At 61.1% G+C, this 22,511-nt stretch carries 27 protein-coding genes and 1 pseudogene; 12 read left to right on the top strand and 16 right to left on the bottom strand.

Annotated elements, in window-relative coordinates; genetic code table 11:
• Positions 1 to 20 precede the first annotated feature (20 nt).
• Positions 21 to 704, bottom strand: coding sequence for a hypothetical protein (locus tag B6K69_RS17405; protein WP_123876592.1), 684 nt, complete (start codon positions 702 to 704; stop codon positions 21 to 23).
• Positions 705 to 1,007: 303 nt separating this feature from the next.
• Between B6K69_RS17405 and B6K69_RS17400 the strand changes: the two genes are divergently transcribed.
• Together B6K69_RS17400 and B6K69_RS17395 are read left to right on the top strand one after the other, a co-directional pair.
• Positions 1,008 to 1,691, top strand: coding sequence for an IS6 family transposase (locus B6K69_RS17400; RefSeq protein WP_108645011.1), 684 nt, complete (start codon positions 1,008 to 1,010; stop codon positions 1,689 to 1,691).
• 13 nt (positions 1,692 to 1,704) lie between these two features.
• Positions 1,705 to 2,196 carry a hypothetical protein gene (locus tag B6K69_RS17395; protein ID WP_108645010.1) on the top strand — a complete coding sequence of 164 codons (492 nt, stop codon included), beginning with the start codon at positions 1,705 to 1,707 and terminating at the stop codon, positions 2,194 to 2,196.
• A gap of 60 nt (positions 2,197 to 2,256) precedes the next feature.
• Here B6K69_RS17395 and B6K69_RS17390 read toward each other — a convergent pair whose 3' ends face one another.
• A complete protein-coding gene (locus B6K69_RS17390; protein WP_108645009.1) occupies positions 2,257 to 2,481 on the bottom strand; it encodes a WGR domain-containing protein in 225 nt (74 codons plus the stop codon).
• A gap of 59 nt (positions 2,482 to 2,540) precedes the next feature.
• Between B6K69_RS17390 and B6K69_RS18675 the strand changes: the two genes are divergently transcribed.
• A complete protein-coding gene (locus B6K69_RS18675; protein ID WP_108645008.1) occupies positions 2,541 to 2,927 on the top strand; it encodes a DDE-type integrase/transposase/recombinase in 387 nt (128 codons plus the stop codon).
• A gap of 80 nt (positions 2,928 to 3,007) precedes the next feature.
• On the opposite strand, the gene B6K69_RS18040 is transcribed toward B6K69_RS18675, so the two are convergent.
• From B6K69_RS18040 to B6K69_RS17375, 3 genes are all read right to left on the bottom strand, one after another.
• A complete protein-coding gene (locus tag B6K69_RS18040) occupies positions 3,008 to 3,571 on the bottom strand; it encodes a DUF6990 domain-containing protein (protein ID WP_123876591.1) in 564 nt (187 codons plus the stop codon).
• Between the two features lie 82 nt (positions 3,572 to 3,653).
• On the bottom strand, positions 3,654 to 4,112 hold the full coding sequence (locus B6K69_RS17380) for an IS6 family transposase (protein ID WP_108645007.1): 459 nt from the start codon (positions 4,110 to 4,112) through the stop codon (positions 3,654 to 3,656).
• A complete protein-coding gene (locus B6K69_RS17375) occupies positions 4,093 to 4,323 on the bottom strand; it encodes a hypothetical protein (RefSeq protein ID WP_108645006.1) in 231 nt (76 codons plus the stop codon). The genes B6K69_RS17380 and B6K69_RS17375 overlap by 20 nt, the downstream gene beginning before the upstream one ends.
• Before the next feature lie 277 nt (positions 4,324 to 4,600).
• Here B6K69_RS17375 and B6K69_RS18035 point away from each other — a divergent pair, with 277 nt between their 5' ends.
• The 5 genes and pseudogenes from B6K69_RS18035 (at position 4,601) to tnpC (ending at position 8,133) form a co-directional block, all read left to right on the top strand.
• Complete coding sequence (locus B6K69_RS18035; RefSeq protein WP_123876590.1) at positions 4,601 to 5,374, top strand: hypothetical protein; 774 nt, start codon at positions 4,601 to 4,603, stop codon at positions 5,372 to 5,374.
• A 90-nt stretch (positions 5,375 to 5,464) separates the two neighbouring features.
• Positions 5,465 to 5,604: pseudogene (locus tag B6K69_RS17370) on the top strand (transposase); the annotation flags it as partial.
• Between the two features lie 178 nt (positions 5,605 to 5,782).
• Positions 5,783 to 6,172, top strand: a complete 390-nt coding sequence (gene tnpA / locus B6K69_RS17365) for an IS66-like element accessory protein TnpA (protein ID WP_107673214.1) — start codon at positions 5,783 to 5,785, stop codon at positions 6,170 to 6,172.
• Between the two features lie 26 nt (positions 6,173 to 6,198).
• Positions 6,199 to 6,522 (top strand): IS66 family insertion sequence element accessory protein TnpB, encoded by a 324-nt coding sequence (tnpB, locus tag B6K69_RS17360; protein WP_206340516.1) that lies wholly within the window; start codon positions 6,199 to 6,201, stop codon positions 6,520 to 6,522.
• Positions 6,523 to 6,576: 54 nt separating this feature from the next.
• A complete protein-coding gene (gene tnpC / locus B6K69_RS17355) occupies positions 6,577 to 8,133 on the top strand; it encodes an IS66 family transposase (RefSeq protein ID WP_108645005.1) in 1,557 nt (518 codons plus the stop codon).
• On the opposite strand, the gene B6K69_RS17350 is transcribed toward tnpC, so the two are convergent.
• Genes B6K69_RS17350 through tnpA (B6K69_RS17340) form a run of 3 tightly spaced genes read right to left on the bottom strand, consistent with a single transcriptional unit; the run spans position 8,125 to position 9,344 of the window.
• Positions 8,125 to 8,550: a transposase gene (locus tag B6K69_RS17350; protein ID WP_228156892.1), complete on the bottom strand. Its 426-nt coding sequence runs from the start codon at positions 8,548 to 8,550 to the stop codon at positions 8,125 to 8,127. The genes tnpC and B6K69_RS17350 overlap by 9 nt on opposite strands.
• 54 nt (positions 8,551 to 8,604) lie before the next feature.
• Complete coding sequence (tnpB, locus tag B6K69_RS17345; RefSeq protein ID WP_206340516.1) at positions 8,605 to 8,928, bottom strand: IS66 family insertion sequence element accessory protein TnpB; 324 nt, start codon at positions 8,926 to 8,928, stop codon at positions 8,605 to 8,607.
• A 26-nt stretch (positions 8,929 to 8,954) separates the two neighbouring features.
• Complete coding sequence (gene tnpA / locus B6K69_RS17340) at positions 8,955 to 9,344, bottom strand: IS66-like element accessory protein TnpA (protein ID WP_107673214.1); 390 nt, start codon at positions 9,342 to 9,344, stop codon at positions 8,955 to 8,957.
• A 304-nt stretch (positions 9,345 to 9,648) separates the two neighbouring features.
• Here tnpA (B6K69_RS17340) and B6K69_RS17335 point away from each other — a divergent pair, with 304 nt between their 5' ends.
• Together B6K69_RS17335 and B6K69_RS17330 are read left to right on the top strand one after the other, a co-directional pair.
• Positions 9,649 to 11,097, top strand: a complete 1,449-nt coding sequence (locus tag B6K69_RS17335) for an alginate export family protein (protein WP_108645004.1) — start codon at positions 9,649 to 9,651, stop codon at positions 11,095 to 11,097.
• On the top strand, positions 11,078 to 12,418 hold the full coding sequence (locus B6K69_RS17330) for a serine hydrolase domain-containing protein (RefSeq protein ID WP_108645003.1): 1,341 nt from the start codon (positions 11,078 to 11,080) through the stop codon (positions 12,416 to 12,418). Before B6K69_RS17335 ends, B6K69_RS17330 begins: the two co-directional genes overlap by 20 nt.
• Positions 12,419 to 12,487: 69 nt before the next feature.
• Here the strand turns inward: B6K69_RS17330 and rnk are convergent, their stop codons facing one another.
• From rnk to B6K69_RS17315, 3 genes are all read right to left on the bottom strand, one after another.
• Complete coding sequence (gene rnk, locus B6K69_RS17325; protein ID WP_108645002.1) at positions 12,488 to 12,904, bottom strand: nucleoside diphosphate kinase regulator; 417 nt, start codon at positions 12,902 to 12,904, stop codon at positions 12,488 to 12,490.
• Positions 12,905 to 12,970: 66 nt separating this feature from the next.
• Positions 12,971 to 13,429, bottom strand: coding sequence for a hypothetical protein (locus B6K69_RS17320; RefSeq protein ID WP_123876589.1), 459 nt, complete (start codon positions 13,427 to 13,429; stop codon positions 12,971 to 12,973).
• Positions 13,430 to 13,582: 153 nt separating this feature from the next.
• Positions 13,583 to 13,891 carry a DUF1127 domain-containing protein gene (locus B6K69_RS17315; protein ID WP_228156890.1) on the bottom strand — a complete coding sequence of 103 codons (309 nt, stop codon included), beginning with the start codon at positions 13,889 to 13,891 and terminating at the stop codon, positions 13,583 to 13,585.
• A gap of 790 nt (positions 13,892 to 14,681) precedes the next feature.
• On the opposite strand from B6K69_RS17315, the gene B6K69_RS17310 reads away from it, so the two are divergent.
• Both B6K69_RS17310 and B6K69_RS17305 read left to right on the top strand, forming a co-directional pair.
• Positions 14,682 to 15,434 (top strand): sulfite exporter TauE/SafE family protein, encoded by a 753-nt coding sequence (locus B6K69_RS17310; protein ID WP_108645000.1) that lies wholly within the window; start codon positions 14,682 to 14,684, stop codon positions 15,432 to 15,434.
• A gap of 311 nt (positions 15,435 to 15,745) precedes the next feature.
• A complete protein-coding gene (locus tag B6K69_RS17305; RefSeq protein ID WP_107674936.1) occupies positions 15,746 to 16,444 on the top strand; it encodes a spermidine synthase in 699 nt (232 codons plus the stop codon).
• A 169-nt stretch (positions 16,445 to 16,613) separates the two neighbouring features.
• Here B6K69_RS17305 and B6K69_RS17300 read toward each other — a convergent pair whose 3' ends face one another.
• The 5 genes from B6K69_RS17300 to B6K69_RS17280 all read right to left on the bottom strand — a co-directional run bounded on the left by B6K69_RS17300 (position 16,614) and on the right by B6K69_RS17280 (position 22,293).
• Positions 16,614 to 17,075, bottom strand: coding sequence for a VOC family protein (locus B6K69_RS17300; protein ID WP_164682017.1), 462 nt, complete (start codon positions 17,073 to 17,075; stop codon positions 16,614 to 16,616).
• 22 nt (positions 17,076 to 17,097) lie between these two features.
• Positions 17,098 to 17,880: an SDR family NAD(P)-dependent oxidoreductase gene (locus tag B6K69_RS17295; protein ID WP_108644998.1), complete on the bottom strand. Its 783-nt coding sequence runs from the start codon at positions 17,878 to 17,880 to the stop codon at positions 17,098 to 17,100.
• Positions 17,877 to 19,112: a dihydrolipoamide acetyltransferase family protein gene (locus B6K69_RS17290; protein WP_108644997.1), complete on the bottom strand. Its 1,236-nt coding sequence runs from the start codon at positions 19,110 to 19,112 to the stop codon at positions 17,877 to 17,879. The genes B6K69_RS17295 and B6K69_RS17290 overlap by 4 nt, the downstream gene beginning before the upstream one ends.
• A gap of 3 nt (positions 19,113 to 19,115) precedes the next feature.
• Positions 19,116 to 21,209 carry an alpha-ketoacid dehydrogenase subunit alpha/beta gene (locus B6K69_RS17285; protein WP_228156887.1) on the bottom strand — a complete coding sequence of 698 codons (2,094 nt, stop codon included), beginning with the start codon at positions 21,207 to 21,209 and terminating at the stop codon, positions 19,116 to 19,118.
• Positions 21,210 to 21,363: 154 nt separating this feature from the next.
• Positions 21,364 to 22,293, bottom strand: coding sequence for a LysR family transcriptional regulator (locus B6K69_RS17280; protein WP_164682016.1), 930 nt, complete (start codon positions 22,291 to 22,293; stop codon positions 21,364 to 21,366).
• Between the last annotated feature and the right edge of the window lie 218 nt (positions 22,294 to 22,511).

Below are 22,511 nucleotides of genomic sequence, written 5' to 3'. Positions count from 1 at the left end.
GGGGTGCCTCGGTGCCGGGATCAGGGAGTGTCTCCAACGCTCGGATTATGCTCTGGATCGGTCGAGACCCATTGCGGCGGTGAACCACTTGGAAAGATCCATTCGCGACCCGTCTTCTCCTTCAATTTCTCAAGTTGGGCGTGGAGCCGATTAAACATCAGGCTATCAAGGAATTCTAAGAGAGATTTCCAATCGTTCGCTCCCCCTACATGGAAGCCCATGTTGAAGTTGACACCGATGTCGAAATTACCGCTTTCGAAGCCGATCTCTAGGCTCCCAATTATCGATTCATGACCAGCGTTGTGGGCGTAGCGCTTATTGCGAAGTTCTATGATATTGTCGTGCACCGGGCGTAGCTCAGGCGGCAGCGCGCTGCGGGAAACGCCACTACCGATGCCACCGTCGATGAGGCGCACGTACGTCGTCACAAACGCCAACGTCAGCATGTCGTTCTCGAGAACCCAATCCATCGTTGCTTCGAACTTGGTGGAGGCGAGTCGATGCTGGATGTAGCGAAGGCTGGCCATAGAAGGGAACGCATGAACGAGGCGATTCAAATTTCTCAAATTATCATCTGCTATCTCTAGAACGGCTTGTCCCTCGTCTATCAGCGCGTGGAAATGCTGTTGCCATTCTTCCGGAAGGAATTTAATAGCCTCTTCCGGGAGGACGAAATAATCGCGCGGTTGTTCGGGTTCTTCCACGTAGCTCCCCTTTTTAGCTTCGCGTTAGCTTCCTTGCAGATTCGCAGATTGGGCAGGCTCAGCACCTTCATTGTTCTAATGCAAAACGCTCCGGGTCGAACTGTGCAAGGATCCCCGCAACCTGCGGTTCGGATATGCACGGAAGCGCAAAGAGACCGCGCACACCCAATCGTTACTGGCTTCTTGCTGCGATGCCAGTGGTGCGTCGGCTTTGGGGAGCGCTGCGAAGCAGTAGGTATTGTCGCAAAGTTTCTGGTTCGGTGGTGTGCAGCGCTGTCAGGTAGTTGGCGAGGGGTTGTTGGCGTGATCGATTTCAAGGGCGTGCATTATCCAAAGTCGGTGATCCTGCACGCGGTGTTCTTCTACCTCCGCTACGCCGTCTCCTATCGAGATATCGAGGAGATCCTGGCGGAGCGGGGGGTGAAGGTCGACCACGCGACGCTGAACCGTTGGGTGGTGAAGTTCTCCCCGCTGATCGCTGCCCGGGCGCAGGCAGGGAAGCGGGCGACGGCCAAATCCTGGCGGATGGATGAGACCTACATCAAGGTGAAGGGCAAGTGGACCTACCTCTACCGCGCCGTCGATCGGGATGGCCAAACCCTTGACTTCATGCTCTCCGAGCGCCGGGATCTGGCGGCTGCCCGGCGGTTCTTCAGGCGGGCGATTGACAGGAACGGCGTACCCGACCGCGTCGTCATCGACAAGAGTGGCGCCAACCTGGCCGGGCTGCAGGCAGTGAACGTGATCCTGAAATTCACCGCTGGCGGGCGCACGATCAAGATCAGGCAGGTCAAATACCTCAACAACATCCTCGAACAGGACCATCGCTTCATCAAGCGGATCACCGGCCCGATGATGGGCTTCAAGGCGTTCCATTCGGCCGCGGCCACCATCGCCGGGATCGAAGCCGCACATATGATCCGCAAGGGACAGATCCCCGCCAATGGCGCCACCGCCTTCCAGACCTTCGCAGCGCTTGCAGCATAATCATGTCTGACGAATGGCCCCGCTCAGCCGGCTCGGAAATTTGCGACAGAACCCTCTGCCAAAGCATGTCAGGGGCGACGGCCAGCTTTGGCCTTTGGTGCTGAAACAGGCAATCTTTCCGGCGTTCCGCATCAGTTCAGCCAAACTGAACCTTGAAGGTCGTGCGACCAACATCTGCGCGCCCAAAGACGCCGGCAGGCCGTTCGTTGTGCTTGTGTGGAGCGGGAGGCGCGGCATGGCCGGGTTGCGGATCGGCTTCCAGTTCACCTATGGGGGGCAGGGCCAGTTTGCGTTCGACCTCAGCGCTGTCCGCTTTGAAGGCAACGTCCGGCATCAGACGAGCTTCTATCAGGAGTATCTGAGCGGGGACGAGCCCGACTTCGCTGCTCGGGTTTTGCACCTGTGCGGGTTCGGGATCGGACTGGCCCGCGGCATGGAAGCGTCGCCGCTCGCGGGAGCTTCCTGGCGCAGCACTGTTGTCCAGATGCCGAAGTGGCTGTGCTGAGAGGATTGCCCGTAGGCGCTATCGGTCTTCTGCGGGCGAGGCTCAAGAGGCCTGTGGATGTCATGCCGATAGATAGCCCTTCTTCAACTTTCTGCGGACAAGGCTTTCCATCGCGTTCCGGGCTTTGTCGCCGGTCTCGTAGGAATGCAGCATTTGTTGCCCCCTTGTGCCGATCCTTCCCCACGATTTGACAAGGGTTGCCACTCCGAACAAATCGGTGACGACATCCACGGTATAATACCGACGGGCGTTGGTTTCGGGCCGGATGCAATGGAGGGTGATCATCGCGAAAATCTCTCAACTCCGAATTAGTCTGTCATACAAGAATCTCGCAATCAATATAGATGGCAAAACATACGGCGAATACAGTCGAAAATGATGATGAAGTTTTCTTGCTGATCTACCCCCTGAGAACTGGATCGTTTGAATCTGGAGTTTTCCGCTACGTTTTCCTGGCTGGGAGAGGAGCGGAATCGCATGAAGGCGAGCAAGTTTCGGACGCACAGAAGGCGTTCATGTTGAAGCAGGTCTTGGACAAATACCTCAACAACATTCCAGAACAGGATCGCCGTTTTACCAAGCGAAACACTGGCTCAGTGATGGGGCTCAAGGCCCTTCATTCTGCCACTGAATCCATCGCCAGGATCGAGGCTGCACACATCATCCGAAAGGGTCACATGCCGGCCACCGGCAAGACCCCTTTCCAGACATTTGCGGAACTCGCGGCATGAATCCGTCCTCAGATGAGCCTAGCCACCAGACGGAAAACTTGCGACAGAGCCGGCCAGAATGCCAGTTCGAAACAGCATGGTTATGACGTTGGTGCGGCTTTTTCGGCCAGAACGACCGCCCGGTCAATATAATCCTTCGTAACATAATTCACGAACCCGAGCCGGTCACCGGATTCGAAGCTTGCCTGATAGGATTTCAGCTTTATTACGTTACCAAGCAACACCAAAGAAGCAAGGTGCCAAACTCCGGCAGCACCCGGTGTTGACGGATCAAGGTTACAGAGCTCCTCATAACGCTGATTAATATCAAAAGACATTGCCCACTCAATGGCTCTGTTACACGCTATCTCTATATGTTTGCGTGTGATTGCCGGCTCTTGAAACCTTACCTTTTCATTGGAACCTACCTTGAGGCGATCATTAATTTCCCTTCGGCCACCTTCAATCCATTTGACCGCATTCGTAAAGCCGATAGTCATAAGTGAATGGGTAGATTCAAACTTTTGGTAGACGGTAAAGTCCTTAACTTTGAACCCTACATGCACGATTCTATCGGAAAGCTCTATTTCTGCATAACGATCAACGTCTTGCCCAGGCGTCCAGCCTAACTGTTTGAATACTCCTGCTACATCGCTGGCGTTCATTGATTCACCCCCTCGAAATTACGTACTTCGGTTCTGTCGCAAATTTTCTCATCTTTTGAAAACGCCCGGCCTCTGGACAGAACTATACTGCGAGTTCCGCGAAGGTATGGCAGTCCGAAGCCCCGTTGGCGGGGATCTGCCCCTTGCGGGTCACGTGCGCGACCTCGATCCCTCCGATGGTCGCTGAGGCTGAATGGAATGCCTTGAAGCCCATCATCGGGCCGGTGATCCGCTTGATGAAGCGATGGTCCTGTTCGAGGATGTTGTTGAGGCATTTGACCTGCCTGATCTTGATCGTGCGCCCGCCGGCGGTGAATTTCAGATCGTGTTCACCGCCTGCAGCCCGGCCATGTTGGCGCCGCTCTTGCCGATGACGACGCAGTCTGTCAATCGCCCGCCTGAAGAACCGCCGGGCAGCCGTCAGATCCCGGCGCTCGGAGAGCATGAAGTCAAGGGTTTGGCCATCCCGATCGACGGCGCGGTAGAGGTAGGTCCACTTGCCCTTCACCTTGATGCAGGTCTCATCCATCCGCCAGGGCATGGTCGTCGCCCGCTTCCCTGCTTGCGCCCGGGGCAGCGATAAGCGGCGAGAACCTCACCACCCAACGGTTCAGCGTCGCGTGGTTGACCTTCACCCCCCGCACCATCAGGATCTCCTCGAAATCGCGGTAGGAGACGACGTAGCGGAGGCAGAAGAACACCGCGTGCAGGATCACCGACTTCGGATAGTGCACGCCCTTGAACTCGATCACGCCACAAGCCCCCTATAGACTTCTGACAATGCTGACAGAACCGTAAAAAATATCGCAAAACTCCGATCAAGGCGACAGATCAGATTAAGGCAAAGCTGATTTATGCGGAAGAGAACTCTATAGGTTACACTTTGGTGGTGCCCCCGAGGCGTATATTAATGCGGACTTCAAGATAGGATTGATCTAGTTAATGCAGCCGCAGGAAACCCGACTAATTATGGTGTTTTGAGGTTTAATATAGAACCGGACAATTTGTTCCGTGATCGCAGGGGAAGTGATGAAGTTTGAAACGGCATTCATGACCATCCATACTCATCAGCCAACATCCAATTGGGCGATTGGGCGGGAAATGTTTGCGCTCTTTGAGCGGCCCGAACATGATCTAAGACCTGCTTGGGTCTGGGGCGACGTTGAAAAAGACAAGGTGCGCTACCACGGGCCGGATTCTGCTGAGCCCTTCTGGTTTCTACCCGCCCCTCGCCAGAATATCTACACACCAAGTTGGGAAAGATCCGATAGCCTCAGAAGCAAGGGAGGCATGAAGCACTTCTCAATTCGAAAGGTTGATGGTTTTCCCTTGGCTGGTGGCCCGACGATCACTGGAACATTGACACGCTCTATTGACTTTCAGCTGCTGTTCAACCAACTTTGCGTGCTCTTCGAAGTTGAGGATGCTAGCCTGAAACCGAGCAAATGGGGGATTTCAGGAGCCCCCGAAGATGCACACCTTAGGGTGCCTAATGGTTTGCAAGAAATTACTACTGACCGTCCTTGGATATGTTTCAACGCTCATAGCGCTTGCTTTTCACCCCGACATCTTACAGATGCAATTTTTGAATCTGTGATTGCCCACAGGTTTCCCTATGCTTGTGTTGGAAAGGCTCGGATGGTATCCGTAAGCGAAAACATATTTGATGTGATCGACAGGCCCGATTGGTACTCTGAACGGCAGAATCTTTTGAGGCACCTCCTGAACCCAGAGGGTCGCAAACTGAAGAAGCGTCGCCAAATAGGTCCGGGCCTGTGGGAGGAATATGAAATAGATGCCTGATGGATGTCGATGATTTACCCATATGCTGTCGGAATCTGGACTTGCCCGGGAAATGTGGAGAGCACCAACTGAGGAATCAGGAGGTGTTCTATGGGAAACGGGAACAGACCGACGCCGGAGTTTCGGCGTGAAGCGGTGCGGCTTGCACTGACCCGCGGCGGGAGATCGCGGAGGATCTGGGCATCGGGCTGTCAACGCTGACGCGATGGCTGAGCCAAGAGCGTGATGCCAGCGGGTTCTGTCGCAGAGCGCTTCCGGTCCTCTGCTGAAGGTTGCTCTGTCAGCATTGTCAGAAGTCTATAGGGGGCTTTTGGCTTGATCGAGGTAAGCGTTTCCAGCCTCCCACCTTCCGGCTCTCATCCTGATCGGTTCTTTGGACTTTGGTGATTGTTGGAATGGATTTTCTCCATGGAGACTACATTGGAGGTTTTCCCGGTTGGCGGTCGCGGCCGTCGGAACCGGAAGTGGCCTGATGAGGTGAAGGCCCGGATCGTGGCGGAGACGCTGACGCCGGGTATCACGGTGAATTCTGTCGCGCGGCGTCATGGTGTTCCGGCGAACCACGTTTCGGCGTGGCGGACGCTGGCGCGCAAAGGGCGGCTGGTGCTGCCGGCGCCGGAGGATCCGGTGGAATTTGCATCGTTGATGATTGGCCCGGTTGGTGATGGACCGCGTTGTGCCGTGGGCGCCGCGGACCGGCCTGAGATCATCGCGGGCGCGGTGGCTATCCGTCTGGAAACCGGAGCCTCGGCGGAGCGGATTGCGTCGGTCGTGCGCGCCTTGGCTGCCAGCCCATGATGTTCCCGTCGAACCGGGTTCGGATCATGGTCGCGACAAAGCCCATCGACTTCAGAAAGGGTCATGATGGCCTGGCAGCGCTGGTGTCGTCTGTGCTGCGCAAGGATCCGTTCACCGGGGCGGTCTTTGTCTTCCGCTCGCGTAAGGCGGACAGGCTGAAGCTCTTATACTGGGACGGCACCGGCCTCGTGATGGCCTACAAAAGGCTGGAGGATGCGACGTTCACCTGGCCCGCGATCAAGGACGGGGTGATGGCGCTGAACCATGCCCAGTTCGAGGCGCTGTTTGCCGGGCTGGACTGGCGCAAGGTAAAGGCGCTGGAGGGGCGTCCACCGGCTGCGGCAGAGTGAACCAACCATTTGGTTTTGCGTGTTTTTGCGGGGATATTATGGTAGCTCCAGCCCATGCAAACCGCACCCGTCATCGACCTTTCCACCATCCCTGCCGCGCAACGTGCGGCTGTTCTGGCGTTGATGGAAACCGTGGCGGCGCTGACGGAAATCACCCGTCGGCAAGAGCATCTGATCGCCGAACTAAACCACGCCCTGCATGGCAAGCGGTCAGAAAAGCTGTCTGAAGATGAACGGCAGTTGGCGTTTGAGGACCTGTCCATCGCTCTGGCCGAAGTCGAGGCGGAGAAGGAAACGCGTGCCGCCAAAACAGGTGACGGGGCGGCCAAACCTGCGCCAAAGCGCACCATCGGCAACCTGCCCGCTGCGTTGCCGCGCATCGAAGAGGTCATCGAACCTGACAGCCTGATCTGCCCCTGTGGCTGCGGCGTCATGCACAAGATCGGCGAAGACCGTTCGGAACGTCTGGACATCGTTCCCGCCCAGCTGCGCGTGATCGTGACCGTGCGTCCGAAGTATGCCTGCCGCGCCTGCACCGATGGCGTGACCCAAGCCCCTGCGCCGTCTCACCTGATCATGGGCGGCCTGCCGACCGAGGCAACGCTCGCCCATGTGCTGGTTCGCAAGTATGCCGATCACCTGCCGTTATATCGGCAGAGCCAGATCCTGGCGCGGGCGGGTCTTGATCTGCACCGCGCTGTGCTGGCCGACTGGGTCGGCAAGGCTGCGTTCCACCTGAAACCCATTGTCGACCGGCTGGCTGAACATCTGAAGCGGTCATCCAAGCTGTTCATGGATGAAACCACTGCCCCGGTGCTGGATCCGGGGCGCGGTGTGACAAAGACCGGATACCTTTGGGCGCTGGCCCGCGATGACCGACCGTGGGGCGGCGAGGACCCGCCCGGCGTGGTCTACTTCTATGCCCCCGGCCGCGCGGGAGAGAATGCCGAGACCTTCCTCACCGGCTTCGACGGCATCCTGCAGATTGACGGTTACACCGGCTACAACCGCCTGACCAAACCATCCCGCAAGGGCGGCGCGCCCATTCGGGTGGCCCACTGTTGGGCGCATGCACGGCGCAAACTCAAGGAAGTCTTTGACCGCGACGGATCGGAGATCGCCGCCGAGGGTCTGCGCCGCATCGCCGAACTCTATGCCGTCGAGGCCGACATCCGCGGCATCTCGCCCGGCCAGCGCCTCTCCGCCCGTCAGGCCCGCACCGCGCCGCTGGTGGCCGCCTTCGGCGACTGGCTGCAGGCACAACGCCGCAAGATCTCCGCCAAATCCCGGCTCGGCGAAAAGCTCGCCTACATCCACAATCACTGGGACGGGCTGCAAACCTTCCTGACCGACGGCCGCGTCGAAATCGACTCCAACAGGGTCGAAAACCTGATCCGCCCGATAGCCCTCAATCGCAAAAATACGCTCTTCGCCGGCCATGACGAAGGCGGCATCGCCTGGGGCCGCATCGCCTCGCTGATCGAAACTTGCAAGATCAACGGCATAGAGCCCTTCGCCTATCTCAAGGCCACCTTGACAGCTATCGCCAACGGCCACCCGCAAAGCCGCCTCGACGACCTGCTGCCGTGGAACTTCACGCCGTCAAGATAAGCCGTCCGTGGTCCCCCGCGAACGCTTACTCTTGTGCATGACACCGCAGCCACAGGGGCAGATCAGGCTGGCGGGTTCGATGATCTCTTCGATGCGCGGCAACGCGGCCGGCAGATTGCCGATAGTGCGCTTGGGGGTGGGTTTGCTCGCCTTGTCATCTGCTTTGGCGGCGCGGGTTTCCTTTTCCGCTTCAACCTCGGCCAGCGCGATGGACAGATCCTCGAATGCCAACTGCCGTTCATCTTCAGACAGCTTTTCCGACCGCTTGCCATGCAGGGCATGATTCAACTCAGCGATCAGATGCTCTTGCCGACGGGTGATTTCCGTCAGCGCCGCCACGGTTTCCATCAACGCCAGAACAGCCGCACGTTGCGCGGCAGGGATGGTGGAAAGGTCGATGACGGGTGCGGTTTGCATGGGCTGGAGCTACCATAATATCCCCGCAAAAACACGCAAAACCAAATGGTTGGTTCACTCTGCCGCAGCCGGTGGACGCCCCTCCAGCGCCTTTACCTTGCGCCAGTCCAGCCCGGCAAACAGCGCCTCGAACTGGGCATGGTTCAGCGCCATCACCCCGTCCTTGATCGCGGGCCAGGTGAACGTCGCATCCTCCAGCCTTTTGTAGGCCATCACGAGGCCGGTGCCGTCCCAGTATAAGAGCTTCAGCCTGTCCGCCTTACGCGAGCGGAAGACAAAGACCGCCCCGGTGAACGGATCCTTGCGCAGCACAGACGACACCAGCGCTGCCAGGCCATCATGACCCTTTCTGAAGTCGATGGGCTTTGTCGCGACCATGATCCGAACCCGGTTCGACGGGAACATCATGGGCTGGCAGCCAAGGCGCGCACGACCGACGCAATCCGCTCCGCCGAGGCTCCGGTTTCCAGACGGATAGCCACCGCGCCCGCGATGATCTCGGGCCGGTCCGCGGCGCCCACGGCACAACGCGGTCCATCACCAACCGGGCCAATCATCAACGATGCAAATTCCACCGGATCCTCCGGCGCCGGCAGCACCAGCCGCCCTTTGCGCGCCAGCGTCCGCCACGCCGAAACGTGGTTCGCCGGAACACCATGACGCCGCGCGACAGAATTCACCGTGATACCCGGCGTCAGCGTCTCCGCCACGATCCGGGCCTTCACCTCATCAGGCCACTTCCGGTTCCGACGGCCGCGACCGCCAACCGGGAAAACCTCCAATGTAGTCTCCATGGAGAAAATCCATTCCAACAATCACCAAAGTCCAAAGAACCGATCAGGATGAGAGCCGGAAGGTGGGAGGCTGGAAACGCTTACGTTCCGGGGGTGCGCCATGTCGGCTCGGATAACATTCTACAACCACCAACGCCCTTACACTGCCCATGGCGGACAGCCGACCACCGTGGTCTACATCAATAGCATCGAAACCGATCAGCAGGCGCAGGCAGTAGCTTGAATCAGCCGGAAATATGTCCAACGATCACGGAGCAGCTTACGCAGGTCCAGTTTCAGGCCCCCAACCCACAGGGGAAGACACATGGCAGACTTGTTGTCCCGGAGACGCCGTTCCCGAAATCACGCCCGAACGACGATTGCAGCAGCGATAACAACACTCTTCGCCAGTCCAGCTCTGGCGGAAGACCGAACCACGATCATCAATCGCGACGGTCTGACCCTTCGCTGGCATTTCCAGGCCGGGCTGAACGCAGTGAGCGAGCAAAACCTGTTTTGGGACCTTTCTGCCACGACTGCGCCGGGCAGCACTTTTGACCCGGACACCAACTGGCTGGAAGGTTACATCAAACCGGGCCTGAGCTTCGACTATCGGCTGGAATCGGGCGCTGTTATCTATGGAAAGCTCTCGGTCGTGTCGTCCTATACGATGGGGACTGATGCGTTCGACACGGGCGACACCGGGGCGACCACCCTTGAAGAAGCCTACCTTGCGATCCGTGGCGATGTGAATGGCGGGCTGTCCTACGATTTTTCGTTCGGGCCGCGCGAACTGACCCTTGGGACGGGCATGCTGATCGCGAATGGCGCGAGCAGCGGGTTTGATCGCGGCGCCCTGAAGCTTGGCCCGCGAGAGGCATGGGAAAGGGCCGCCATCGGGCGCCTGGCCTTTGGTACGGTCACAGGGACCGTCTTCTATCTTGATCCCAACGAACTGCCCGCCAATGACAGCGGCAACAAACTTGCTGGCATCGACCTTCGTCAAGATGGCCCGAACGGGGGCTACCTCGGCGCGACATTTGTGGACGTTCTCAACTCGGGTTCGCCTTATCCGCAGGCCGGATCGGGCGGTGCCGCTCCAACGATCATTCCGGGGGGGCGGGACGGGACCAAGACAATCAACCTTTACGCCAAGACGAATCCTTTTGCCGGCACGATGGAGAATTGGGTCTTCGCAGGAGATTTCGCCTATCAATGGAATGACCGGATCGATCTTGAATCCTGGGCAGGCCGGGTGACCGCAAGCTACAATTTTGTGGATGCGCCCTGGTCGCCAAGCCTTACCCTGGGCTACCAGACCTTTTCCGGCGATGACCCGAACACGGCAAAGCTCGAGCGGTTCGATCCTCTCTACTACCAGGGAAGCCCCAGCGCCTGGGCGACAGGATCGAAGTCCGCGTCAACTTTCCTGAACTCGAACGTGAATGCCCTGACCTTGGCGCTGCAGCTCAGGCCAACCCAGCAGGACACGCTGACAATACGTTACGCGCATATCCGGGCGAACGAGTTGAACAGCCAGATCCAGTTCGGCCAAGCCACCCGGCTGGACGAGAATGGAAATCTGGTCACGGGTGTGACCAACGCCGAACTCGCAGATGATATCTTCCTTGAATACAGCCGCATCATCAACCGCAACACGTTCCTGACAGCAGGAGTATCGGTTTCCTTCCCCGGAGCAGGAATCGACAATGTCATCGGCGGGGACGCATCCCCATGGACAGGAGGTTTCGTCAATGTCGTCATCAATTTCTAAGGTTCTCAGCCTGACAGCAGGAGTGGCCATGTCCCTTGGCGCAGTGACGGTTGCACAGGCCCAATCCGCCCCGCTTTCGGCGCAGGAGTCCGACCCGCGGGTCATGGGCTGGATGCAGGGCTTTCCGCCCCCCGAGGACAAGATCATTACCCAGCCGGATTCGGTGTATTTCAGCTTCCCCAAGCTGCGCTGGTCGGTCTGTCACCTGCGGGAATTCCTGCCGACGGAAGAAATCAGCCGTGGCCTTGGCGCGCCGGTGCCGCTGTCCTACCCGTCACCTTCGGAATTCGCCGACCTGCGCAGCAAGATCGACGCGCTGACCTTCACTCCGCTCGGGGCGGAGGCGCCGATGACCTGGGAAGAATCGCTTTACGCCAACTACACCGACGGCATCCTTATCCTGCACAAGGGCAAGGTCGTGTACGAGCGTTACTTCGGCTGCATGGATGAAGGCGCCAAGCATGCCGCAATGTCGATGACCAAATCCGTGACGGGACTTCTGGCCGAAATCCTGGTGGTGGAAGGCGCCCTTGACGACACGAAGCTGGTTCGCGACATCATCCCCGAAGTGGCGGACGGGGCTTTCGGAAGCGCGACGGTCCGGCAAGTCATGGATATGGTCACGGGCGTCAGGTATTCCGAGAACTACGCGGACCCGAATGCCGATATCTGGATCTACTCGGCCGCGGCAAGCCCGCTGCCGAAACCCGAAGGCTACACGGGACCGAACGGATACTGGGAGTATCTGGCCCAGGTTCAGCCCGAGGGGAACCATGGCGACGCGTTCCACTACAAAACGATCAACTCGGATATGCTGGGGTGGATCATCAGCCGCACGGCGGGCAAATCGGTGACCGACCTCGCCTCGGACCGGCTGTGGAGCCGGATGGGTGCGGAACAGGACGCCTATCAGACCGTGGACGGCAAGGGCGTGCCCTTCGCGGGCGGGGGCATCAGCCTTGGCTTGCGTGATGCGGCGCGGCTGGGCCTTTTGATGCTGAACAAGGGAGAGATCAACGGCGAACGGCTGTTCCCGGCAGAAGTGGCCGAGAACATCGCCAAGGGTGGCGATCAGTCCAAGTTCAGCGGCTATGCAAGCATTCCGAACGGCAGCTATACCAGCCAGTGGTGGGTGTTCCACAACGACCACGGCGCTTTTGCCGCGCGTGGCGTGCATGGCCAGACCATCTATGTCGATCCGACGGCCGAAATGGTGCTTGTGCGCTTCGCGTCATTCCCGACGGCCGCCAACGCCGACATCGACCCGACATCGCTGCCGGCGTATCAGGCCGTTGCGGAATACCTGATGGCTGGGCACTGACCACAAAAGACAGGCATCGGTGCCGCCGGGGTCCGTCAGCCCCCCCTGCGGCACCGATGGGCTGTTCGGTCACCCTGGTGGCGGCGTGACCTTCACAACCAGCAGTTGGCGCGTTGCGTCATCACGCGTGGTCCACGAGATTTCAGCCCCCGGACTGAGGCCAAGCAGGGCGACGCCCACCGGCGTAAGCACGGAGATGCGGCCTTTCTCGATATCCGCATCCTCGGGATAGACCACAGAGACGGTATTCAAACGCGCCGTGCCAAGGTCACGATAGGTGACCTCACTTCCAATCGTCACCACATCGCTGCGCATTGTGGCCGGGGCAACCAGCTTTGCCCGCGCGATCTCGTCGATAAGGCGCTCGCCAACCTCTGGCGAGCGTCTCATCACGGAAGCCGCCAGCGCTTCAAGGCGGCCGACCAGGCTTTTGTCCAGGTAGATTTTCGGCAGCCGTGCCGACACAGGGTTGGTGCTGGTTGTCATGTTTCTTTCTCGATTGTCATGTTGGAGGGGCCAGGAAGACCCCGGTGTTTCATTTTGGACCTGCCGTTATGCGTGAGCCCGCTCGACGCTGAGCAGACGCACGCGGCGAAGCGTTCCGTCTGCCTGCAACAGCGGCCCATGGGTGCCGGCCTTCATGCCGATCAGCGTTGCCCCCAGCAGCGATCCGACATGAAGGCCGTTATCTTCCTCGGCAAATTCGTCGTAGTGGAACAGCCTTCCCGACTGTGGCCGCAGGTCGTCGACGGCATAGATCACCCGTGAGCCACCGGCCGCGGTCTGGGTGCCGATGCTTCCGTTCTCCACAATCGACGCATACAGAAGCTTGAGGCCAAGAAGCCTTGCCAACATCGCAGGCGCTCCGGCCCCGACCTTTTCGGCGCGCAGAATGTGGTCAACCAGGGCACGGCGGTCCGTCTTCGTCAGCACACTTGTGGCGGCGTGCTGGCAGAGAATTGCGTAACTGATTGAATCTCCGGCAAGTCGTTGTTCTTTCGAAACGGTCATGTTTGCTCCTCTGGCGAGGCTGTCGCCATCGTTTCACATCGGGTTCAGGCTGAGGTGAAAGACCCGGAGCAGCCGCGACACATGCGCGAATTCAGACCGCCCCGGGCAGGGGGCGGTTTTGAAGAAGCCCCCGGAAGTGGATGGAAACGGCACTCATCCGGTCATCCTGCAAGTCGTGGCTGAAGCCGTCAGCTTGTAGTTTCCAGACGGGTTTTCGGCACGGGTGCCGGTTCGGGGTTCGTCTCGGCTCAGGCCGTTGACAAAGTCTTCGATTTCTCCACGGCACAGGCCGATGTCCCACAGGACGCGGTCATCCAGTCTGGCCAGAACCGCGATCATCTTTCGCCGTTCCCAGCGTCGGACGGCGCTTCTCCAACAGCGCAGGATGAAGGATATCCCGGGCATCTGGCCGATGTTGCTGTCGGTGCCTTGCCCGGACCCGGACTTGATGTAGACGGACATTTCGTTCTCCACTTCTGAAACGCACTGAATCCCTCACCAAGCGCAGAAGCGGGCCGCCCGTGGACGAGCCGGCCTGGTTCAGACGAATTGTGAGAGGTCGGATTGGACAACCCCGGGGTGTCGGCAGGCGCAAGCCTGTGCCGCCCGGGGCTACCGGCGGTTCAGCAGAACCCCTGCAGAGCGCAGGGCCCTTATGTGGAAACCGAAGATCGACATGGTTCCCAGATGGGCCTTTACGCGCGCAGTTTCAATTGTGCCGGGGAACATCCGGCCACCGGATAGGCGCAAAGGTGCCGATCGCGCTGGAACCCCGTGAAACACGCCGGGCCGCGTCGCACCCGACGCCGGCCGCGCGGGTTGACTGGCCGCGGCAGGGTACCTAGCCTCGGTCCATGGCCTTGCTGGAAAACCACTTCCGGTTTCATCTTCTGAACCGCCTGCATCCCCGGGCGGTTCAGGCGCTGATGCGCTGACTGAATCTCCCGGGGCCTCATCCCTTTCCCAAACACCATGAGGCGACAAACTGTCCGAGGAGGCCTAATGGCCAGCTTGATCACCCCCCGAACCGATGTTGAGTGGCCACTCGCTGGTGCCAGAACAAGACCGCGCCTCGGGGCTGTCGTGCCGGCATCATCCTTGCCGGGCGCCACCCTGCTCGGGATGTGAACGGGCTGCGCGCGCCGCTTCGGTGCGCGGACGACGCGGTCAAGTCGCTTGCCTTCGCCGATGCCGTGCTCCCGACCTGAGGCGTCCACCGACCAACAGATGACATGCAGGAGAGACGGCGGAAATGGAATATCTGGTACTGATTGCTGCCGCATTTTGTGCAGGCGTTCTGAATACCATTGCGGGAGGAGGAACCTTTCTGACCTTCCCCGCGCTGGTTTTTACCGGCATGCCTCCTGTGATCGCCAACGCCACCAGCACGGTTGCTGTCTTTCCGGGCTATCTGGGCGGCGCGCTGGGGTTTCGGCAAGAGCTGGCCGGCTTTGACCGCAGGAGGCTTTGGCGGCTGGCCAGCATCACCCTGGCGGGCGGGCTGATCGGGTCGGGACTGCTGCTATTATCTTCAAACGAAGCCTTTTCCTTTGTGGTCCCGTTTCTTCTGCTGACCGCCACCCTGGCTTTCCTGTTCGGAGACCGGGTTCGACAATGGGCCGCTGCAAGGGCGCGGGACGCGTCAACCGAAGGTGCCCTGGGTCTGTTCGCCGTTGCTCTTTATGGCGGCTACTTCAACGGCGGGCTTGGGATCATGCTGCTTGCGCTGTTCGCATTATGGGGAATGAGCGACCTCAACCACATGAACGCCCTGAAATCGGGGCTGAGTTTTCTGTTGTCGGCAATCTCGGTGGCCGTGTTCGCCGTGGCGGGCATGGTGGCATGGCCACAGGCGGCCATCATGATGGTCGCCGCGACCGCGGGCGGCTATGCTGGTGCCCCCGTCGCGCGTGCCTTGCCGAAACCTGTGATCCGGGGGGTGATTGCGACAGTAGGTTTCGGGATGAGCGCGATCTTCTTCTGGCGCCTTGTCGGCCCGGGCTGACGGTTTCCAGGTGGCGGTCCTGCACATCGCCCGGGAGCGGTGCCTGGCCACTCGGGGCGGGTCAATTGCATAGGGCGCTCTTGGGCACTATATGAACGGTCGGCCGTTCCTGATTGCGGCCCATGTCCGTCAGGCGAGATAGATGAATTCGTTTTTCAACATTTCGGCTGTCTTCCCCCTCCTGTGCGGGTTCAGTTCGAACAATGTCTGAGGGTTGCCTTTGCGCCTGAGGCGCAGGGCAACCCCGGCAAGCGATGAACCCTTGATCGCCCCCGCCGATGAGCGGGGTCTCTTTCATTACAGGACCAGACATGACCATGTGGACCACACTGGCCCGCGCCGAGACGGCGTTGGGAGACGATATTCTTTTGCGTCAGCGCGGCGATCTGTTCGAGATCTGCTATAACGGCATTGAGCTGATGTCGAACCTGAACCACCAGTCCGAAGACCAGCTCGCGCTGCGTTCCATGCGTCGCATGGACTTTGCGGCGCAGCGCATCCTGATCGGGGGCCTGGGGCTTGGCTTCACGCTGAGAGCGGTGCTTGAGCTTGCCGCACCGGATGCCGAAGTGACCGTCTGCGAACTGATCCCGGAAATCGTCGAATGGAACCGGGGGCCGCTGGCCCATCTGACAGATCATGCGCTTGATGATCCGCGGACGCGGGTGCTTCTTGGCGATGTGCAAGCACATCTGGAAGCGATCGACACAGGCTACGACCTGATCCTGATGGACACGGACAACGGGCCCGATTCCCTTGTCCGGGCGGCGAACATCGGGCTTTATCAGGATGGCGGCCTTGGCGCTGTGGCCAGATCCCTTGGTCCGAAGGGCGTGGTCGCATTCTGGTCAGCCACCGCATCCCCAGAGTTCGAGCGCAGGTTGTCGGCCCAGCCGTGGTTCTGGCTGCGGGACGACATTGCGCCCATTCCGGGCCGTGCAGATGTGATGCATTACATCTACAGTTGCAGCTTCAGTGCCGCAGCACTGGGGCAGCGCAAGGCTGCCTGAGATACGCGTCAGTTCTGGCAAAGCCATAAACAAGCAGGGCTTTCCCGGGTGCATTTGAACAAAGGCACCCGGGCACGATCAACGATCCATCAGCGCTGCCGTCTTTTGAGAGACATCATCCGATAGGCTGGCAATGGGCCTGAGCCCTTCGGCACCACGCGGTGCTTTGCTATGACCCGTTCTGGCCGTTCGGCGCTGGCTCGATAAGCTCAAGAACAAGGCCATCGCGGGGGTCTCGCAAATAGACGATCTTCGCCCCTTTGTTCGGCCCGGCGTTCACAACGGCGACCTCGCCCATCAGTTCAAGCGACCATTTCCTGGCCTCGTCCATGGCCTGAGCAAGGTTTGCGACGTTGAAGCCCATATGCAGCGACCCCAGGTCACACGGCCGCGGACGAAAGTCTGCGCGGTCTTCCGGCGCAGCGTAACACAGCAACTCAACAGTGGCAGAGCCGTTGCGCATATAGGCCACCTCGACGCGCGCATTTGGCACGCCCGTCACCCGTGAGATCATGTCGGGGTCTCTCGTCGCGCGCGACAGGGTTTCGAACCCGAACAGCTTTTCAAACATCGCTTCGGAATGGTCGAGATCGGCAACGGTTATGCCGGTGTGATTGACAGTCATGGCCATGTGCCGTCTCCCTATGTTGTTCTCACCGGGCAAGAAAACCTCCGTCAACGGCAAGAACATGGCCGGTGACCATCGCCGCTGCCGGGCTGCAAAGATAGAGCACCGCCGCCGCCGCATCCCGCAAGCTGCCAAAGCGCCCAAGTGGCGTTGCCGCCAGAAGCGGGCCGGCATTGCCGGGCTGATCAAGGAAATCCCTGTTGAAATCGGTGCGAATCCAGCCCGGTGCCACAGCATTCACCCGGATGCCCGCCGATCCCCATTCCACCGCCAGCGCCCGGGTCAGATTGACCAGACCGCCCTTCGAGGCATGGTAAGAGGCAATCGGATAGAAGCCGCCCCCCGACATCGCCATGATCGAGGCGATGTTGACGATGGCGCCGCCGCCGCGCCCCAGCATGCCGGGGTGAACGCGGCGGCAAAGCTCGAACCCCGCGTCAAGATTGACCGCCATCGCCTGGCGCCACAGTTCGGGCACAAGGTCGCTTGCCGGGCTGCGCTGCACCATGGCGGCGTTGTTCACCAGAATATCGGCGCCGCCGCGCCAGTCGGCCAGCCGGTCGAACAGCCGATCCAGCGCCGCCGCATCGGTGATGTCGGCCGCCACCGGCAGGCAGGCGATGCCTTCCTCTGCCAGACCTCCGGCGCTGGCCTTAAGCGCAGCGGTATCGCGGTCGACCAGCACGACCGCTGCCCCCGCGGCCCCCAGCAGCCGCGCGGTTTCCAGCCCGATCCCGCGCGCCGCTCCGGTGATCAGGGCGGTGCGGCCGGTCAGATCGAACAGCCCCTGCAATGCGTCGTGCATCATGCGGCCAGCAACAGCGGCGCTTCGATCAGCCGCTTCAGGTTCTGCAGCAGCCGTGCGCCCACCGCGCCGTCAATGGCCCGGTGATCAACCGACAGGGTCAGGCGCAGGCGCCGCACCTCGACCGGCTGGCCATCCCGCAGGGCCAGATCGGTTTCGATGGTGCCGACGGCAAGGTTCATGCTTTGCGGCGGGTTGATGATCGCCGAAAAGGCGCTGACGCCGAACATGCCAAGGTTCGAGATGCCCGCAAGCCCGCCGGAGTATTCCTCGGCACCAAGCCGGCCTTCACGGGCGCGCCCGATGGCCAGCCGCGCCGCATCCGACAGCGCCCCCAGCGACAACCGGGCCGCATCGCGCAGAATGGGGGTGATCAGCCCGGCATCAAGCGCCACGGCCATGCCAAGATCAACCTGCCGATGGCGCACCAGCCCCTCGTCGGTCCAGGTGACCATGGCCTCGGGCGTCCGGGCGATGGCCAGCGCATAGGCCTTCATCACCAGATCATTCACCGTCAGCTTCGTCTCGGCCCCGCCATCGGCCAGCGCCGTGTTCAGTTGCGCCCGCAGGGCCAGAAGCGCGTCCGCCTCGCAGCGGATTTCCAGATAGAAATGCGGCACCGTCTGCTTGGAGTCCACCAGACGGCGGGCAATGGTGCGGCGCATGGCGCCATGCGGCTCAAGCTCTGTGCCCGCGGGCAGCGGGGTGGTGATGGCTGCTGGCGGTGCTGCAACCGGGGCGGTAGCCGCCACCGCGGCCACCGGCGCCGGGGCGGTAACCCGCGCCGCCGCTTCGCGAATGTCGGCGGCGATGATGCGCCCCTTCGGCCCGCTGCCCCGCAGACCATCGGTTTCAACCCCCAGATCCCGCGCAATGCGGCGTGCCAGGGGCGAAATGCGGCGCGGCGGTTCATCCGCCCCGGGCGCCGCAGGGGCAGCCTGTTGCCCGGACGGTGCCGGGGCAGCGCCTGCCACAGCCGGCGGGGCGGCGGATTTTCCGTCACCGATCAGCCCGATCACCGTCTGGACCGGCACATCCGGGGTGCCGCCTTCGATCAGAATCCGCTCCAGCACGCCATCGGCGGGAGATTCGATGTCCAGCGCGGCCTTGTCTGTTTCCAGCTCTGCCAGGACATCGCCCTTCTTGACGGGCGTCCCCGGCGCCACATGCCAGCAGACCAGCTTGCCCGCGACCATCGAAGGGGACAGCGCCGGCATCAGGATTTCAACGGCCATGGCTTAAACCTCCGTGCCGCGATCACGGTGGCAGATGCGCCGCGCGGCCTCGGCAATCGCGGCCGCACTTGGCATCACCTCGCGTTCAAGCCGGTCGTTATAGGGCATCGGCAGTTCGGCCGCGCCCAGCCGTTCAACCGGGGCATCCAGCCAATCGAACGCCTCTTCGGTGATCTGGGCGGCAATCTCGCCGCCAAGCCCGCCGGTGCGCCAGGCCTCGTGGACAACAAGGCAACGGCTGGTCTTCTTCACGGAACGGATGAAGCAATCCATGTCCAGCGGGCGCAGGCTGCGCGGGTCGATCACCTCGGCGCTGATGCCTTCGCGGGCCAGCGTATCGGCGGCGGAAAGGGCGCGTTCCACCATGGCAAGCGTCGCGATGATGGTGATGTCGGTGCCTTCGCGCTTGATGTCGGCCTTGCCGATCTCGATCTCATACGGGGCTTCGGGCACCGGGGCCGCGCCGCCCAGATACAGCAGCTTGTGTTCCAGGAAGACCACCGGATTGTCGTCCCGGATTGCCGCGATCAACAGCCCCTTTGCGTCATAGGGGGTTGAGGGGGCCAGCACCGTCAGCCCCGGAACATGCGCGAACCAGGCCTCAAGCGACTGGGAATGTTGCGCCGCCAGCCGGATGCCACCGCCCTGCGGCCCCCGGAACACCACCGGAACCGACACCTTGCCCCCCAGCATGAAGCGCAGCTTCGCCGCCTGGTTGACGATCGGGTCCATCATGAAGGTGACGAAATCGAAGATCTGGATCTCGGCAATCGGGCGCCGCCCCGACAGGGCCGCCCCGACCGCCGCCCCGGCGATCACGCCTTCGGAAATCGGGGTGTTCATCACACGGTCGGTGCCGAACCTGTCATGCAGGCCACGCGTGACGCCAAAGGTGCCGCCGACGGGGCCGACATCCTCGCCCATCAGGAAAACAGAGTCATCGCCTTCGATGGATTGGGCAATCGCCTCGCGCAGGGCTTCGGTATAGGTCAGCGCACGGTCGCCCGGCGCGGGCGGCGGCGGCGGGCTTCGCCGCGGCGCCAGCACCTTGTCGAACAGTGATTTCAGCTCTGGCTCGGTCTGGGCTTCCGCTTCGCGGATCGCGGTTTCGATCCGGTCGCGCGCCTCGTCCTCAAGGGCGGCGAAAGCGGCCTCGTCCACCTGCCAGTCCTCGGCCAGTCGACGCTTCAGGCGGTGAAGCGGATCTTCGTCCAGCCATTTGCGCACCTCGTCATCGGTGCGATAGCCAAGCAGGTTGCCCCGCACGGAATGGTCGCCATGGCGGTAGGTCAGCGCCTCGATCAGGGTCGGCCCCTCGCCGGCGCGGGCGCGGGCAAGGGCTTCTGCCACGGCGGCATAGACCGCCACCGGATCATTGCCGTCGATGCGTTCGCCCGGAATGCCATAGCTGACCGCGCGCCCGGCGACCGATCCGCCGGCGGTGGCATGTTCGAACGGCGTGGACATGCCGTAAAGGTTGTTTTCACAGAAGAAGATGATGGGCAGCTTCCACAGCGCCGCAAGGTTCAGGGATTCGTGGAAGATCCCCTCGTTCGATCCGCCGTCGCCAAAGAAGGCGATGCCCGCATCATCCGACCCGTGCTGCTTGGCGGCCAGTGCCGCGCCCACACCCAGGCCCATGCTGGCCCCGACAATGCCGTTGGCGCCCAGGATGTTCAGTTCGACATCCGCCACATGCATCGAACCGCCGATCCCGCCGCAGATGCCGCCGACCTTGCCGCAAAGTTCGGCCATCATGCCGTTGATGTCGGCGCCCTTGGCGATGCAATGGCCGTGGCCGCGATGGTGGGTGGTGATGAAATCGCTGCGGCGCAGGGCAAAGCAGGCCCCTGCGGCAATCGCCTCCTGTCCGGCCGAGGAATGGGCGGTGCCCTTGATCACGCCGGATTTGAACAGCTCTTCCGTGCGGGTTTCGAACCGGCGGATCAGCAGCATGGTGCGCGCCATGGCCAGCATATCCTCGCGGTCGGGGGCCGGCACGTTGCGGTTCAGGCGCCCCGGCGCCGTGATGACAGCCGGGATTCCGGCATGTGAAGACGAACCGCTTTTGGCGGTGGTGCGGGCATTTTGTGCCACTGGTGATCCCTCCCGGACAGCCGGCCGGCATCGCAAGGATGCGGCCATTGTGGCGACCCAAACATGTTTGCCGGGCTAGGACAAAATCAATGCGCTGATGCCAGACATAACTTCAGGCTATTTCTGGCAGTCCATTATCATAAAATGCTATGCGTCAATCGCCGGGGGGCAGCTCTGCCGTGACCCACAGCCCATTGGCAACCACGCGCTGCGCATGGCTGACCACCAGTTCCTGAAACACCCGCATCGCGGCTGTGCGTGGCCGGTCGCGCGAGGTGGCGATGATCCAGGGCCAGGTGATTCCGGCAATCGGCGCGATCGAGATCTCGCCCCGGCTGAAGGCCTGATGGCAGGCACTGTAAGGCAGGATGCTGTGCAGCCCGCCGCGCGAAACCAGATCAATGATGATCGAATTGGTCTCGACGATCACCGGCGGGTTCCGGCTGCGCCCGGTCTGCGGCAGCATTTCATCGACAACCCGCCGCAGCCCGTTGTTCGAAGGGGTCAGCACCAGATCAAGGTCGGCCAGGGAATCGGCCCCCACCGGCTGATCCAGCCGAAGGCCGGTCGCCCGTGACGACAGCCGCACCAGCGCCTCGGAACACAGGGCTTGCCGGTTCAGCCCGCGCGAGGCCCCGTGATCGGAATAAAGCGCCAGATCAACATGCCGCGTCACCAGGGCCTCGCGCACATTGACCGAGGTGCCCTCCTGGATCTCGACACTGACCTGCGGGTGAAGGCGATGGAATTCAGCCACCACATCGGCCATCAGCAGCCCGCGCAGGGAATATGCAGAGGATATGCGCAGGGTGCCCGCGGGCAGCGTCTCGGCGGCGATGATGTCTTCCTTTATCAGCTCGACGCTTTGCATCAGGGCGCGGACGTGATCGGCCAGCCGCTGCCCGGAAGGTGTCAGCGCCACACCCCGCGGCCGCCGTTCGACCAGTTGGGTGGACAGCTCTTCCTCCAGCAACTGGATCTGCCGGCTGAGCGCGGGCTGCGAGACATTCGCCCGCTCGGCGGCATGGGTGATGTTCAGCGTGTTCACCACATGGATGAAATACTCAAGCTGCCTGATTTTCATGACCGCGCGCCACCCTCTCCAGCTTTGTCCATCGGCGGGCGCCCCGAAGGGCGGCCTTGCTCCGTTTGGAAGGCATGACATTAGCCTATGGATCGCATGTCAATTATCTATTTTACACATACCTGCGGGTTGCATAGCGTCAGACCCCATGGGCAAGGCTGGCAACGGCCCCCTGGAAAAATGCGGGAAGGGGAGAGCCCGCGCATTTCTTCGTGACA

Origin of the sequence: Pseudogemmobacter blasticus, from assembly GCF_003071405.1 — a bacterium.
Lineage (GTDB): Bacteria > Pseudomonadota > Alphaproteobacteria > Rhodobacterales > Rhodobacteraceae > Pseudogemmobacter > Pseudogemmobacter blasticus.
Note: the sequence above shows the minus strand (reverse complement) of the source record. Positions and strands in the feature narration are given on the sequence as shown.